Source organism: Actinoplanes sp. NPDC051537, from assembly GCF_055586105.1.
Genome location: NZ_JBVJIU010000002.1, coordinates 268,070 through 281,029, shown reverse-complemented (window position 1 = coordinate 281,029; position 12,960 = coordinate 268,070). Strand labels below are relative to the sequence as shown.

The window sequence follows — 12,960 nt, the reverse complement described above, 5'->3', positions numbered from 1 at the left end:
CCGTCTTGGCAATTGCCAAGAGGTGCTTGCCAAGATATATTTGCGGATAGCAATTGCCATATGGCAGTCTGCCACCGGCCGATCTGCCGCATGGCGGGGTAAACCATCCGGGGAGGCGTCAGGTGCCCGGAGATCCGGGACCGCTGGTCCGCCGGCGGCAGCTCGGGCTCGCCCTTCGCGGCTACCGCGTGCAGGCCGGCCTGAGCGTCACCCAGGCCGCCCAGCGCCTGATGGTCGCCCCCTCCCAGGTCAGCCGCATCGAGACCGGTCAGCGCCGGGCGACGCTGCGCGACGTGCGCGACCTGTGCGTGATCTACGCCGTTCCGGCCGACGCCCAGCAGTTGCTGATGGAGCTCGCCGAGCTCAGCCGGCAGACCGCCTGGTGGCAGAAGTCCCACCTCGATCCGGCCGTCGAGGTGCTGGTCGGAATGGAGGGCGCGGCCCGTTCGATCAGTGAGTACGAGCCGTTGCTGATCCCCGGTCTGCTGCAGACCCCGGACTATATCCGGGCCATTGTCGACACCTTTTACGAGAATGGCGAGTCGGCGAGCAAACAAAAGGTCGTCGACGCCCGTATAAAGCGGCAGAATGCCTTCGAGAAGGAGCGGCACCCGGAGCTGAGAATCGTGCTCGACGAGGCCGCGTTGCGGCGGACGGTGGGCGGCCGGACGGTGATGCAGAAGCAGCTCCTGCACATGGCCGACCAGATCGAGAAATACTCGGCCGAGCTGCGCATCATCCCGTTCGCGGCGGGCATGCACCTCGGCACGCTCAACGGTTTCGTCGTGCTCGAGTTCGACAGCCCGGCGCCCGGTCTGCCGGCCGCCGAGGTCCCGGCCGTCGTCTATGTGGAGACGTTGAGCGGTAACGACTATTTCGACCAGGTGGCGATGGTCGAGCGGCATCGGCGTGCCTTCGCCGTCCTCCGCGAGGCCGCCCTTCTCCCGGGTGAATCGCTCGCCTTCCTGCGGGGGGTCACGGCCTCTCTCTGACGCCATTTGTGTCGTGAATCCGACTGTCCACGGGCCTTCGGACCGTGGCTCCGTTAAAACGGACGCCGCGTGTCCGTATTCGCGGTAGATTCCCCCCGATAACCCTCAGTGACCCCGTGGAGACTAAGTGCGACCGCCCGCATCCCCTAATGTCCAGTGGTACCAGTCGATGTCTTGTGCCACGGGCAACTGCATCCGTGTGGCCGCCCACGACGGGCAGATTCTGTTCGGCAGCACCGTCGACCCCGAGGGCGCGGTAATCGCGTACACCCCGGACGAGTTCCGGGAATTCCTCATCGGCGTCCGGCAGGGCGACTTCGATCACCTGATCGCCGGCACCGACTAGCGACAGCCCGAATCCGTCCGGGGGCCGGGAAGCCCCCGGACGGATTCGCGTCAGGCCTCGCCGAGGTGGGCGCGGAAATGCCGCAGGGCGTTCGACTCGTCGAGGATGCCGCCGCCCTCGTGGCCGTTGTACTCCCAGACGCTGATCTCGCGCTCGCCGCCGTAGACGTGGTAGGCGCCGAAGACCGTGGACGGCGGGCAGACCGCGTCGCGCAGGGCGGCCGAGAAATAGGCGGGGGCGGTGGCGCGGGCGGCGAAGTTGACGCCGTCGAAGTAGGCCAACGTCTGGTTCACCTGGTCCACGTCGTCGCGGTGGACCTTCAGGAAGTCGATGATCTCGCGGTACGGGAAGGCGTCGGTCACCCGCACGGCGCGCGGGAAGTCGCACAGGAACGGCACGTACGCCGCCACGCCGGCCAGGTCGGAGCGCAGGCCGGCGACGGCGAGCGCCATGCCGCCGCCCTGGCTGCCGCCGACCACGGCGATCCGGTCGGGGTCCACGGCGTCGAGGGCGCGGGCGGCGTCCACGGCGCGGACGGCGTCGGTGAACAGCCGCCGGTAGTAGTACTGCGCGGGGTCGAGGATGCCCCGGGTGAGCACGCCGGGCACCTGCGGCGGGGCCGGCGCGTCGTCGGGGGTGTCGCCGAGGCTCCACGACGAGCCCTGGCCGCGGGTGTCCATCTGCAGGTGCGCGAAGCCGGCCGAGGACCAGAAGAGGTTCTCCAGCGCGTGGCCGCGGCCGCCGCCGTAGCCGACGTACTGCACGACGGCGGGGAGCGGGCCCGAGGCGCCGGCGGGCAGGCGGAGCCAGGCCCGGACATCCTGCCCGGCATAGCCGCGGAAGCTCACGTCGTACGTGCGGATCGTTTTCAGCCCGGTGGTGACCTCGCGCAGCCGCACGTCGATCTCGTGCTCCCCGGCCGCGGAGAGGGTCGAGGACCAGAAGGCGTCGAAATCGGCGGGGGCGGTCTGCGTGCTGCGGTACGCGGCGAGCTGCTCGGAAGAGAGGTCGGTGAGCATTTCATGATCCTCGCAGAACTTGCAGCCCGAGGGGCGTCAGGGTGTGCTGGACCGCCTTGCCGGTGCGTCGGGTGGCCGCCAGACCGGCCTCGCGCAGCGCCGTGACGTGAGCGGACGCGGTCGCCGGACTGATCTCGAGGGTGCGGGCCAGCTCCACCGTGCCGCAGCCGGTGGTGAGCGCGCGCAGCACCCCGGCCCGGGTGGCGCCGACCAGGACGGCCAGCGGGTCGTCGCGCGGCGCCGGGGGAGAGGCCGGCGCGGGATGGATCGGATAGCTCACGGTCGGCCGCCGGTAGCCGGCCACGCTCACGCCCGGCCGCGTCCAGAACACCGACGGCACCAGCCGCAGCCCACGACCCGCCAGCCGGACGTCGCCGTCGCGGGGCGAGCTCACGGTGAGCACCGGCGGATCCCAGCCGATGCCGGGCCCGAGCGTCGCGAGCGCCGCGTCCACCCCCGAGGTGAAGATCAAATGCGCGCGGTGGGCGAGCTCGGCGCGAAGCAGGGCGCCGATCGTCGGCATGGCCGGGGCGATACAGGCCTTCTGGTACGCGACCAGAGCGTCGCCGAACGACATCAGCTCCGCGCTCCGGCCCGCCTTCCGCACCCGGGCGACCATCTTGTCCGTGGGCAGCCGGCTGAACTCCTCCGGCGTGAACAGGTCGGGCACGAAGCCGTCGGCCGGCACCGCCTCGAGCAGCGCGCCGGCCGCCCCGCGGGCCCGCCGGCGCATCGACTGCCCCCAGCGGTCGAGGAACGGCCCGCGGCCGGGCTGCCGCAGGGCCTGGAGGCTGCCGATCGTCTCGGCGTGCCAGGCCAGGTCGAACACCACCCGCCCGCGGTCTTCGGGCTCGAAGTGCAGGCGCATCATGTTTCGACCCTGCCCGAAAGGATCGCTCTCGTCGATAGGTGGCCGCGATTCTGACGGCCATGACTGTCTTGCACGCGCTGAGCGCGCTGCTTCTCATTTCGCCGGTCTCCCCGGTCTCCTCTCCGGCGGACGATCCGGCCGCGGCCGTCCAGCCGGTCGCCTACCACGTGAACCTGTCCAGCGACGCGACCGGCGCCCGATGGGACGGCCGGGAGACGATCGTGCTGCGCAACCCCGGGCCGGCCCCGATCGACGCGGTCTGGCTGCGGCTCTGGGGCAACGGGGTCGACGGCTGCGCCCCGCCCGCCCTCGACGTGACCGTCTCGTCCTTCACCGGCGGTGTGCCCGGTGACCCGCAGGTCGGGTGCACCGCCGTGCGCGTACGGCTGAACAAGGCGCTGCCGCCGCGCCGGACCACCGACCTGTCGTTCGCCCTGACCATCCGGGTGCCGGAGCGGGCCGATCGATTCGGGCGCGTCGGGGCGTACGCCTTCCTCGGCAACGCGCTGCCGGTGCCGGCGATCGGCGACGATCTGCCGCCGTACGTCTCGGGTGGCGAGAGCTTCCAGTCGCCGACCTCGACCTTCCTCGTCTCGCTCGACCACCCGGCGGGAATCTCCGTCCCGGCGACCGGGACCGTGATCGGGGAGACCGGGCACGGCGGGCGGGTGACCACGCGGATCGCGGCGCCGCTGGTGCGTGACTTCGCGTGGGCGGCCGGGCCGTTCGGGAGCGTAGACGGACGGACGTCGACGGGGGTCCGCCTGCGCACCTGGTACACCGGCGAGGTCACCGCCGACACCGCGCGCTCGGTGCAGGCGGACGTCGCGCGGACGCTGGAGTACGGGACGGCCACCTACGGCGCCTACCCGTACCCGGAGATGGACACCGTGATCGGCGGGTTCGAAGGCTTCCAGGGGATGGAGTACCCCACCTTCGTGCTGACCGAGCCGTCGCCGCTGCCGGCCGTGCACGAGACCGCGCATCAATGGTGGTACGCGCTGGTCGGCAACGACGAATACCGGCATCCGTGGCTCGACGAGTCGCTCGCCCAGTACACGACGGACAAGCTGCTCGGGACGCCGGACTATTGCGCGCAGTCCCCGTTCTGGTTCGACCCCGGCATGCGGATAGACGCCGGCATGGACTACTACGCCGCCCACCCCGACTTCTACGCCCCCGGCATCTACGGCGACGGCGCCTGCATGTTCCTCGACCTGGAGTCCCTCATCGGCGCCGGCAACGTGCAGAAGGCGCTGCGGAACTATCTGGCCGAGAACCGATTCGGCATCGCCCAGCCATCGACATTGCGAAATGCTTTCCAGGCCGTCACCACGACCGACCTGTCGTCATTCTGGGAGAAATGGCGCAACACCGCCGGCTGACGCGTGTTCATTGTTACGTCGCACATACGACATGGACAGGTGTGGCGAAAGCTGCCTAGGGTGATTTCATGCCCGGCACCGGCGTCGAATCCGCCCCTCGTAGGCGGATTCGGCGTCGGGTGCTAACGGTATTCCTGGTGGTCTTTTCAGCCTTGACGGTGTTGACCGCTCACCTGTTCGTATGGCCCGGCCTGCCACCGGTGCCGGCGAAGGCCGACGCGATCGTGCAACTGGGCGGCCCCGGAAACCGGCGGGCCCTGGCGATGGATCTCTACCGGCAGGGACGGGCGCCGGTGGTGGCGATCTCCGTCCCCGACGACGAGGCCCGCTGGGGCTGGTGCGACGAGGGTCATTGGCACGACGTGCCGGTGGTCTGTTTCCATTCCGACCCGTTCACCACCCGGGGCGAGGCGCGCGCGGTGGACGAGCTGGCCGAGAAATACGGCTGGCATTCGGTCATTCTGGTGACGACCCGCGACCAGGCCTGGCGCGCGGAATTGCGCACGAAACGGTGCTACGACGGTTCCATTTCGGTGGCGACGGCGTCGCTGCCCTGGTATTTGTGGCCGAAACAGATCGCGTATCAATGGAGCGCCACCATCAAGGCGTTGACCTTCGAGACGTCCTGCTGACACTTCCCTGCCGGTGGCTTCGAGCGCCTCACCGGGCCAGGCACGCCACGCTGAAGACGGCGGCCACCACGCCGTACAGGTGCACGGTGTGCAGTCGTTCGCGCAGGACCGAGCGGTTGAGCAGCAACGTGACCGCCGGGTAGAGGGAGGCGACCACGGCGGCGGGGGTCAGCGCGGCCGCGGCGGCCATCAGGAAGGCCGCGTCGGCCAGCGCGTCCGAGCCGCCGACCAGCACGATCGGGGGACGCAGCAGGGTGCGGTCGCAGCGGCGCAACACCAGCGCCAGGGCCAGCGCGAGCACGCCCTCGGTGATGCGGGCGACGCCCAGGGCCCAGAACTTGTCGGCCTCGCCCGCCTCGGGCAGCAGCACGAAATAGACGCCGAAGCCGAGTGCCGCGCCCAGGGCGCAGAGGTTCGCCGACCGCCGTGCGCGATGGCGCACCGCCCCGGGGACCGGCCAGCTCGCCATCGTCGCGCCGACCAGGCCGGCCGCCACGCCGAGGCCCGCCCCGAGACCGAGCCGCTCGCCGTGCAGCAGGCCCCAGCCGACCGGCACCAGCGCGGCGACCGCGGCGACCGGCGCCACCACCGCCGGCGACCCGTCCCGCATCGCCCGGTAGAGCAGGCCCATCGCCGGCAACCCCACGACCCCGGCGACCACCGCCAGCCAGAACCGTTCGTCCCAGGCGGCGGGCAATCCCCGTACGGCCGCCACCAGAAGGGTCAGCAGCATCGCGGCGATCCTCGATCCGATCAGGATCGTCAGCACCGGCAGCCGGCGGGCCAGCAACCCGGCGAGGAAGTCGGAGATCCCCCATGCGGCGGCCGCACCGGCCGCGGCCGTCATCAACCACGCCATGCCCGTCAGGAGGCGATGCCGTCGGCGCTGGATACACGCGAAGTCATGCGGGCGACTATGCCGACCGTAAAGCGGCAGGTCAGTCGCCCGCAGGAGGGCGGCCGACCGGCCTACCCCGATCGGCGGCGTGTCACAACGGATCATGCCGTCCGGTCATGGGTGCGTACGTCCGCCGAGCGCCCAGGAGGCCCCGTCATGCCCAGCTTCGACGCCGACATCAAGCCCCTCTTCCGGGCGAAGGACCGTAACGCCATGCTCCGGATGTTCGACCTGTGGTCGGCCGACGACGTCCGCGCGAACGCCGAACGCATCTACGCCGCCCTCGACCGCGGCGCGATGCCGTGCGACGGCGGCTGGCCCGAGGCGGACAAGCTCCTCCTGCGCCAGTGGATCGACGAGGGCGCCCCTAACTGAAGGCGCGGGCCGCCTCCGCCGGTGTGGTCGCCGCCGCGCAGCCGGCCACGCGGTCCGCCCAGGCTCGCACGACGTCGCGCAGCTCCGGGGGCTCGCGCACCACGAACGGCAACGCCAGGCCGGCCAGCACCCCGGGCAACCAGTCCAGCCGCTCGGCCCGCAGGCGAACCTCCACCCCGTCCGCGTCCGGCGTCACGGTCGCGAGACCCTTCGGCAGGCGGGCGCGCACCTCGTCCGCCGTCCCGCGGACCAGCACGACCACCTCGTGCCGCCACGGCGTCGCGGCCAGGCCGGCGAGGACCGATGAAGCGGGCTCGAATCCCTCGGGCGCCGCGAACGAGCCCTCGATCACCCGGGCGGCGGCGATCCGGTCCAGCCGGAACGTGCGGATCCGGCCCGAGGTGGAGTCGGCGCCGGTCACGTACCAGCGTCCGGCATGGACCACGATCCCGTACGGATGCAGGGTGCGCTCGGTGCGCCGGCCCCCGCGGTCGGTGTAGGCGATGGCCGCCGGGCGGCGCTGCCGGATGGCCTCGGCCAGCCGCAGCGCGACGGAGGCCGAAGGGGCCGCCTTGCCGATGGCGGACGCCGTGAACTCGGTGCTCGCGACGAGGGCGTCCAGCCGGTCGGCAAGAGCCCGCGGCAGCACCCGGCGCACCTTGGCGGCGGCAAGGGTGGCAGGGCCGGCAGGGGCGACGGGCGCGGTCGCGAGCAGCCCCAGCATGACCGCCAGCGCCTCGTCGTCGGTCAGCATCAGCGGCGGCATCCGGAACCCGGGCGCCAGCCGGTACCCGCCGTAGCGCCCCCGCACCGACGAGACCGGTATCTCCAGGTCGAGCAGATGCTCGACGTACCGCCGCACGGTCCGCTCGTCGAGGTCGAGCCGGGCGGCCAGATCGGGCGCGGTGTGCGTGCCGCCGCCCTCGAGGATCTCGAGGAGGGCGAGCACGCGCGCGGTCGGCCGGGCCATGACCGCCACCATACCGGGCGGATTCTGCCCGGTATTGCCGTTAGCGTCGGCCACATGATTCTCACCTCGGTTCGCATCATCACCGCCGACGTCGATCGGCTCACCACCTTCTACGAGCGGGTCACCGGCATCACCGCGCGCCGGCCCACGCCGGACTTCAGCGAGGTCGTCACGCCGGGCGCGACGCTGGCGATCGGCAGCGTGCGGACGGTCGGCGCGGCCGAGGCCGCCGCCAACCGGACCGCGATCGTGGAGTTCCGGGTCGACGACGTGGACGCCGAGTACGCCCGCATGCGTGACGTCATCGACGACCTGGTGCAGGCGCCGACGACCATGCCGTGGGGCAATCGGTCCCTGCTGTTCCGCGACCCGGACGGCACGCTGGTGAACGTCTTTACGCTGGGCCGGTGACCGATGCCGTGATCGTCGACGTCGACGACACCCTGTGCCTGACCGAGGCGGCCTCCTTCGAGCTGGAGAACGACGTGCTCGCCGCCCTCGGCCGGCCGCCGATGCCCCGGGACGTGCACCTCGCGACCTGGGGCGAGGCGCTGCTCGACGCCATCCCGCTACGGTCGCCCGGCGTCGACCTCGACCGGTTCGCCGCGCTGTTCCCGGTCGTCCACCAGCAGTACCTGGCGGCGGGACGCCTCGACGTGATCCCGCCGGAGAACCTGGCCGCGCTGGACCACCTGGCCGGGGACGGGCACACCATCATGCTGCTGACTTCGAGGGCCGAGGCGGAGGTACGCCACCTTCTCGCGCCCGGCCACGCACTGGCGACCCGCGTCACGGCCGCCTATCACCAGGGCAACACCCGTTTCCGCAAGCCCGATCCGCGGGTCTTCGACGAGTTGCTGGCCGAGACCGGATTCCGGCCCGAGCAGTGCGTCTACGTCGGCGACTCGCCGGGCGACGCCACGGCGGCCGGCGGCGCGGGCACCCGCTTCGTCGCCTGCCTGCAGAGCGGCGTCCGGCGCCTCGACGAGTTCGACCCGCGCTACGTCACCGCGGCGGTCGACACGTTTCCCGAGATCCTACCGGTCATCCGAGCTTTGCCTCGTCGGGGCGGCGGTCCGGGCGCAGGCCCCGCCAGCTCGAATGGCGCAGGCGGCCGTCCTCGGTGAAGCTGCGGTACTCGACCTCGCCGACCACGGACGGCTCCACCCAGATCGCGCCGCGGGCGTCGCGGCGGGGGACGTCGTCCGCGGCCGGCTCCCCGGTGATCAGGGGCTTCAGCTGCGCTTGCAGGGCGTGCAGCGCCGCGTCGGTGAAGCCGGTTCCGACGCCACCGGCGAACGACAGCTTTCCCCCGCGATACAGCCCGACCAGCAGCGCGCCGATCGTGCCGGCCCGCCTTCCCTCGCCCTCCTTGAAACCCAGGATCACCACCTCCTGCGTACGGATGAATGGCGCTTTGATCCAGTCCGGTGATCGCCGCCCGGGTGCGTAGGGGCCGTCGAGCCGCTTGGCCACCACCCCCTCGAGGCCGCGCCGCCGTGACTCCTCGACCACCTCGTCCGGGTCGTCGGCGACGAACGACGGTGGCACCTGGAGGCCGCCGAGCTCCTCCAGCCGGGCCCGGCGCTCGTGGAACGGCTCGCCGACCAGCGACTTCCCGTCCCGGCCGAGCAGGTCGAAGACGTTGTAATGCAGCGGCGTCCCGGCGATCAGCTCGGGGCTCGGCTCGTGCACGCCCATCCGGCGCTGGAGGCGGGAGAACGACGGGCGGCCGTGCGCGTCCGGCGCCACGATCTCGCCGTCGAGGATCAGCGTTCCGAGGCCGCGGACGGCACCGGCGATGTCCGGATACGCGGCACTGACGTCCCGCTCGTTGCGGCTCAGGACGCGTACCTCATCGCCCTGGATGTAGACGACGGCGCGCACGCCATCCCATTTGTACTCGTAAGCCCAGCCACCGCCGGTCGGCAACGTGCCGAGAGTGGCCAGCATGGGCGGTATGGGAGCGGGGAACGTCACCAGATCATTGGACACCCGCGGGACGGCCCGGCGGTACCGTTGCCGGATGAGCCAAACCGAGACCGCCATCCTGGCCGGCGGCTGCTTCTGGGGCATGCAGCAACTCATCCGCCGCCGTCCCGGCGTGCTCGGCACGCGGGTCGGCTACTCCGGCGGCGACGTGCCGAACGCCACCTACTACCACCACGGCACGCACGCCGAGGCCATCGAGATCACCTTCGACCCGGCCGTCACGTCGTACCGGGAACTCCTGGAGTTCTTCTTCCAGATCCACGACCCGACGACGATGAACCGCCAGGGCAACGACGTCGGCCTCAGCTACCGGTCGGCCATCTTCTACACCAGCGACGAGCAGAAGAGCGTCGCCGAGGACACGATCGCCGACGTGGAGGCCTCCGGCCTGTGGCCGGGCAAGGTCGTCACCGCGGTCGAGCCGGCCGGCCCGTTCTGGGAGGCCGAGGCCGAGCACCAGGACTACCTGGAGCGCATCCCGAACGGCTACACCTGCCACTTCCCGCGGCCCGACTGGGTGCTTCCGCGCCGCAACGGCTAGGACCGCAGGATCATCCCGGCGGTCCACCAGCCGAGCACGGCCGCGAGGGCGACCGCGAGCAGGCCGAAACCCCAGGCCGCGATGCTCCAGCCGTGGGTGCCTGCCAGCCAGGCGCTCACGGCCGGCGCGGCCACCACCAGGCCGGTGCCGCCGAGAAAGACGACGAGCTCGACCGGCGCGATCAGGTTGATCTCGCCGAACGCCGCGCGCAGCCACTCGTAGAGCAGGAGCGACGCCGCCGCCCAACCGCCGACCAGCGCGGCGCTGATGGCCAGCGCCGTCGCGGAGTCACTCCATCGGTCCACTGAGGAATGAAGTTACCTTCATCGAAGCAAGAAACTCCAGCACCTCGGCGGCGAACCGGTCCGGCGCCAGGCTGTGTACGCGATGACCGACCGCGATGGTGGCCAGGCGGGCGCCCGGAATGGCGGCCGTCGCGTCGGCCAGCCGCCCCGGCGGGATGCAGCTGGCCGGCCCGCCGGAGAGCACCAGCGTCGGGTGGCGCACCCCGGCCAGCCCGTCCCACCAGGCGGGGTCGGGCCGGGTCAGCTGGCGCAGCAGGGACGCGAGGGCACGCAGGTCGTAGTCGCGGCGGATGGTGAGGATGCCGAACACCGCGGCCAGCGCCTGGAACGGGTTGACGGTCGTCGTCGTGCCGGCCGGCCGGGGCGGCGCCGCCAGGTCCTCGAGGACCAGCCCGCTGACCCGTTCCGGCGAGTGCAGGGCCGCGGCCAGCGCCGCATAGGCGCCGACCGAGTGCCCGATCAGGACGGGCTTGTCGAGATCCAGAGCGTCGATCAATCCGAGCAGGTCGTCGCGGAGGCGCCCCAGCGCGTAGTCCCGGGGCCGGTCGCTGGCGCCGTGCCCACGCAGGTCGACGGCGATCGTGCGATAGCCGGCCGCGGTCAGCCGAGGGGTGAATCGGTCCCACGTGCGGGCGCTGCTGCCGCTACCGTGCAGCAGCACGACCGGCGGAGCGGCCGGGTCACCGGCTTCACGGCAACCGAGTCGGACGCCGTTGACCGTGACCCCGCGAAAGCTCATCCACGATGTTTACCAGAAGTTCGGCTGACCACGGGCCGGAGTGAACGTGAAGGTAAGGAGCGCCACCATGGACCGGCTGGACCAGATCGCCTCCGATGTGCTCGGCATCAGCCTGCGTCCGGCGCAGCGCCGGGCACTCGCCGCCCTCACCGAGCACGGCGACACCCTGGCCGTGCTCCCGACCGGCAGCGGGAAGAGCGCGATCTACCAGGTCGGCGGGCTCGCGCTCGGCGGTCTCACGCTGGTCGTCTCGCCGCTCATCGCCCTCCAGCGCGACCAGTTGCGCGCTCTCACCGCGCACGTCCGGGCCGTCATGCTCAACTCCTCCCAGCATCACGCCGAACGGGTCGCGGCGCTCGACGACCTTCGCGGCGGCCGCGTCGACTTCGTGATGCTCGGTCCCGAGCAGTTGGCCAACGCCGAGACGATGGCCGCGATCGAGGGCAGCCCCCGCCCGATCACGCTGGTCGCCGTCGACGAGGCGCACCTGGTCAGCGAGTGGGGCCACGACTTCCGTCCCGAGTACCTGCGACTCGCCGACGTGGTCGAGAAGGCCGGCCGCCCGCCGGTGCTGGCGCTGACCGCGACCGCCGCCCCGCCGGTGCAGGCGGACATCACCCGCCAGCTGCGGATGCGTGATCCCCAGGTGATCGTGTCCGACTTCGACCGGCCCAACATCTCCTTGGCCGTACGCCGGGCGCGGCACGATCTTCCCGAGGATCAGGCGATCGATGACCGTACGGTCGAGGTGGTGCTCGCCCACGACGGGCCGGCCCTGGTCTACGCCCTCAGCCACGCGCGGTGCGAGAGCCTGGCCGCGCGCCTGCGCCTCGACGCGTACAAGGCCGAGCCGTACCACGCCGGCCTGCCCGCCGCCCGCCGCGCCGAGATCCAGGACGCGTTCTTCGCCGGCCGCCTCGACGTGGTCGTGGCCACCAGCGCGTTCGGCATGGGCATCGACAAGCCGGACGTGCGCACGGTCGTCCACGCCGGCGTGCCCGGCAGCCTCGACGAGTACTACCAGGAGATCGGCCGGGCCGGTCGCGACGGCGGCCCGGCGAGCGCGGTCCTGGTCTACGACCCCCGCACCGTACGGATCCCGCGCCTGCTCGCCGCGAAGTCGAAGATGAGCGACGCCGCCGTGCACGCCGTCATCGACGCGATCGAGGCCGCCACCGGCCGCATCACCGTGAAGGAGCTGACCGAGGCCAGCGGCGTGGGCCGCCCGTCGGTGAGCCGCGTCGTCGACGAGCTGCTGGAGCTGGGCCTGCTCCACCCCGACGGCAACGACGCCGTGCTGGCGGCCCCGCTGGGCGACGCGTTCAAGCAGGTGACCGCCGCCGGCAACCGCCGCCAGGCGATCCTGCGTTCCCGCATCGAGGCGGCGCGCGGCTACGCCGAGTCGACGCACTGCCGCCGAGCCGACCTGCTGGGCTATTTCGGCGAGCAGTACGACCCGCCGTGCAAGTCCTGCGACAACGACGACCACGCCGCTGTGGCCCCGCGCCAGGCCGGCCAGGCCGCCGCGGGCCAGATGCGCGTGCGCCACCGCCTGTGGGGCCCGGGCACGGTCCTGAGCCGGGACGACCACGAGCTGGTGGTCGCCTTCGACTCGGTCGGCTACCGCCACCTGACCGCGGCGTCCCTGACCAACGGCCTGCTCACTCTCGAATAGCCCCCCGAGCGGGCTCAAGCGCAGCAGTCTTCGGTGCAGGCGGTGGCCGGCGTGGTGTCACCGATGGCGATCGGAGCGCGGCGGGTGCCGCCGCGCCCAGCATGGAGGCCTTCTTCGACGGCGACGGCGGCGAGCGGATATCCCGAGGCGTGGCGTGCCTGGCTCGGTGGGGCGCGCTCGGGTTGCGGTGGCGCGGTTTTCGGCGTGGTGTGCCTGGCTT

At 71.8% G+C, this 12,960-nt stretch carries 16 protein-coding genes; 9 read left to right on the top strand and 7 right to left on the bottom strand.

Going from position 1 to position 12,960, the window contains the following annotated elements; translation table 11 throughout:
* The first annotated feature begins 122 nt into the window (after positions 1 to 122).
* Both ACZ6TB_RS05070 and ACZ6TB_RS05065 read left to right on the top strand, forming a co-directional pair.
* The gene (locus ACZ6TB_RS05070; RefSeq protein ID WP_465550753.1) at positions 123 to 992 is read left to right on the top strand and encodes a helix-turn-helix domain-containing protein; all 870 of its coding nucleotides are present in this window, start codon (positions 123 to 125) and stop codon (positions 990 to 992) included.
* A gap of 127 nt (positions 993 to 1,119) precedes the next feature.
* Entirely contained in the window at positions 1,120 to 1,338 is a 219-nt protein-coding gene (locus ACZ6TB_RS05065) for a DUF397 domain-containing protein (protein WP_465550751.1), read from the top strand.
* 50 nt (positions 1,339 to 1,388) lie between these two features.
* On the opposite strand, the gene ACZ6TB_RS05060 is transcribed toward ACZ6TB_RS05065, so the two are convergent.
* Both ACZ6TB_RS05060 and ACZ6TB_RS05055 read right to left on the bottom strand, forming a co-directional pair.
* Positions 1,389 to 2,357 carry an acetylxylan esterase gene (locus tag ACZ6TB_RS05060; RefSeq protein WP_465550749.1) on the bottom strand — a complete coding sequence of 323 codons (969 nt, stop codon included), beginning with the start codon at positions 2,355 to 2,357 and terminating at the stop codon, positions 1,389 to 1,391.
* A gap of 1 nt (position 2,358) precedes the next feature.
* Positions 2,359 to 3,228: an ArsR/SmtB family transcription factor gene (locus ACZ6TB_RS05055; protein ID WP_465550747.1), complete on the bottom strand. Its 870-nt coding sequence runs from the start codon at positions 3,226 to 3,228 to the stop codon at positions 2,359 to 2,361.
* Between the two features lie 59 nt (positions 3,229 to 3,287).
* On the opposite strand from ACZ6TB_RS05055, the gene ACZ6TB_RS05050 reads away from it, so the two are divergent.
* Positions 3,288 to 4,613 (top strand): M1 family metallopeptidase, encoded by a 1,326-nt coding sequence (locus tag ACZ6TB_RS05050; RefSeq protein WP_465550745.1) that lies wholly within the window; start codon positions 3,288 to 3,290, stop codon positions 4,611 to 4,613.
* A 68-nt stretch (positions 4,614 to 4,681) separates the two neighbouring features.
* The gene (locus tag ACZ6TB_RS05045; protein WP_465550743.1) at positions 4,682 to 5,245 is read left to right on the top strand and encodes a YdcF family protein; all 564 of its coding nucleotides are present in this window, start codon (positions 4,682 to 4,684) and stop codon (positions 5,243 to 5,245) included.
* 28 nt (positions 5,246 to 5,273) lie between these two features.
* Here ACZ6TB_RS05045 and ACZ6TB_RS05040 read toward each other — a convergent pair whose 3' ends face one another.
* On the bottom strand, positions 5,274 to 6,104 hold the full coding sequence (locus ACZ6TB_RS05040) for an EamA family transporter (RefSeq protein WP_465550741.1): 831 nt from the start codon (positions 6,102 to 6,104) through the stop codon (positions 5,274 to 5,276).
* Positions 6,105 to 6,299: 195 nt separating this feature from the next.
* Between ACZ6TB_RS05040 and ACZ6TB_RS05035 the strand changes: the two genes are divergently transcribed.
* On the top strand, positions 6,300 to 6,518 hold the full coding sequence (locus tag ACZ6TB_RS05035) for a hypothetical protein (RefSeq protein ID WP_465550739.1): 219 nt from the start codon (positions 6,300 to 6,302) through the stop codon (positions 6,516 to 6,518).
* On the opposite strand, the gene ACZ6TB_RS05030 is transcribed toward ACZ6TB_RS05035, so the two are convergent.
* Complete coding sequence (locus ACZ6TB_RS05030) at positions 6,511 to 7,488, bottom strand: helix-turn-helix transcriptional regulator (RefSeq protein ID WP_465550737.1); 978 nt, start codon at positions 7,486 to 7,488, stop codon at positions 6,511 to 6,513. The genes ACZ6TB_RS05035 and ACZ6TB_RS05030 overlap by 8 nt on opposite strands.
* 54 nt (positions 7,489 to 7,542) lie before the next feature.
* On the opposite strand from ACZ6TB_RS05030, the gene ACZ6TB_RS05025 reads away from it, so the two are divergent.
* Together ACZ6TB_RS05025 and ACZ6TB_RS05020 are read left to right on the top strand one after the other, a co-directional pair.
* Positions 7,543 to 7,899 carry a VOC family protein gene (locus tag ACZ6TB_RS05025; RefSeq protein WP_465550735.1) on the top strand — a complete coding sequence of 119 codons (357 nt, stop codon included), beginning with the start codon at positions 7,543 to 7,545 and terminating at the stop codon, positions 7,897 to 7,899.
* Complete coding sequence (locus ACZ6TB_RS05020) at positions 7,896 to 8,615, top strand: HAD family hydrolase (protein ID WP_465550733.1); 720 nt, start codon at positions 7,896 to 7,898, stop codon at positions 8,613 to 8,615. Before ACZ6TB_RS05025 ends, ACZ6TB_RS05020 begins: the two co-directional genes overlap by 4 nt.
* Here ACZ6TB_RS05020 and ligD read toward each other — a convergent pair.
* Positions 8,533 to 9,441, bottom strand: a complete 909-nt coding sequence (ligD, locus tag ACZ6TB_RS05015) for a non-homologous end-joining DNA ligase (protein ID WP_465550731.1) — start codon at positions 9,439 to 9,441, stop codon at positions 8,533 to 8,535. The genes ACZ6TB_RS05020 and ligD overlap by 83 nt on opposite strands.
* Positions 9,442 to 9,514: 73 nt before the next feature.
* Between ligD and msrA the strand changes: the two genes are divergently transcribed.
* The gene (gene msrA, locus ACZ6TB_RS05010) at positions 9,515 to 10,021 is read left to right on the top strand and encodes a peptide-methionine (S)-S-oxide reductase MsrA (protein ID WP_465550729.1); all 507 of its coding nucleotides are present in this window, start codon (positions 9,515 to 9,517) and stop codon (positions 10,019 to 10,021) included.
* On the opposite strand, the gene ACZ6TB_RS05005 is transcribed toward msrA, so the two are convergent.
* The gene (locus ACZ6TB_RS05005) at positions 10,018 to 10,326 is read right to left on the bottom strand and encodes a hypothetical protein (protein WP_465550727.1); all 309 of its coding nucleotides are present in this window, start codon (positions 10,324 to 10,326) and stop codon (positions 10,018 to 10,020) included. The genes msrA and ACZ6TB_RS05005 overlap by 4 nt on opposite strands.
* On the bottom strand, positions 10,310 to 11,065 hold the full coding sequence (locus tag ACZ6TB_RS05000) for an alpha/beta fold hydrolase (RefSeq protein ID WP_465550725.1): 756 nt from the start codon (positions 11,063 to 11,065) through the stop codon (positions 10,310 to 10,312). The genes ACZ6TB_RS05005 and ACZ6TB_RS05000 overlap by 17 nt, the downstream gene beginning before the upstream one ends.
* A gap of 67 nt (positions 11,066 to 11,132) precedes the next feature.
* Between ACZ6TB_RS05000 and ACZ6TB_RS04995 the strand changes: the two genes are divergently transcribed.
* Positions 11,133 to 12,740 (top strand): RecQ family ATP-dependent DNA helicase, encoded by a 1,608-nt coding sequence (locus ACZ6TB_RS04995; RefSeq protein ID WP_465550723.1) that lies wholly within the window; start codon positions 11,133 to 11,135, stop codon positions 12,738 to 12,740.
* Positions 12,741 to 12,960: the final 220 nt, after the last annotated feature.

Bases quoted from the DNA above. Each gene is read 5' to 3' on its own strand.
- ACZ6TB_RS05060 (WP_465550749.1), bottom strand. From the start codon at position 2,357: ATGCTCACCGACCTCTCTTCCGAGCAGCTCGCCGCGTACCGCAGCACG.
- ACZ6TB_RS05055 (WP_465550747.1), bottom strand. From the start codon at position 3,228: ATGATGCGCCTGCACTTCGAGCCCGAAGACCGCGGGCGGGTGGTGTTC.
- ACZ6TB_RS05050 (WP_465550745.1), top strand. From the start codon at position 3,288: ATGACTGTCTTGCACGCGCTGAGCGCGCTGCTTCTCATTTCGCCGGTC.
- ACZ6TB_RS05045 (WP_465550743.1), top strand. From the start codon at position 4,682: ATGCCCGGCACCGGCGTCGAATCCGCCCCTCGTAGGCGGATTCGGCGT.
- ACZ6TB_RS05040 (WP_465550741.1), bottom strand. From the start codon at position 6,104: ATGGCGTGGTTGATGACGGCCGCGGCCGGTGCGGCCGCCGCATGGGGG.
- ACZ6TB_RS05035 (WP_465550739.1), top strand. From the start codon at position 6,300: ATGCCCAGCTTCGACGCCGACATCAAGCCCCTCTTCCGGGCGAAGGAC.
- ACZ6TB_RS05030 (WP_465550737.1), bottom strand. From the start codon at position 7,488: ATGGCCCGGCCGACCGCGCGCGTGCTCGCCCTCCTCGAGATCCTCGAG.
- ACZ6TB_RS05025 (WP_465550735.1), top strand. From the start codon at position 7,543: ATGATTCTCACCTCGGTTCGCATCATCACCGCCGACGTCGATCGGCTC.
- ligD (WP_465550731.1), bottom strand. From the start codon at position 9,441: ATGCTGGCCACTCTCGGCACGTTGCCGACCGGCGGTGGCTGGGCTTAC.
- msrA (WP_465550729.1), top strand. From the start codon at position 9,515: ATGAGCCAAACCGAGACCGCCATCCTGGCCGGCGGCTGCTTCTGGGGC.
- ACZ6TB_RS05000 (WP_465550725.1), bottom strand. From the start codon at position 11,065: ATGAGCTTTCGCGGGGTCACGGTCAACGGCGTCCGACTCGGTTGCCGT.
- ACZ6TB_RS04995 (WP_465550723.1), top strand. From the start codon at position 11,133: ATGGACCGGCTGGACCAGATCGCCTCCGATGTGCTCGGCATCAGCCTG.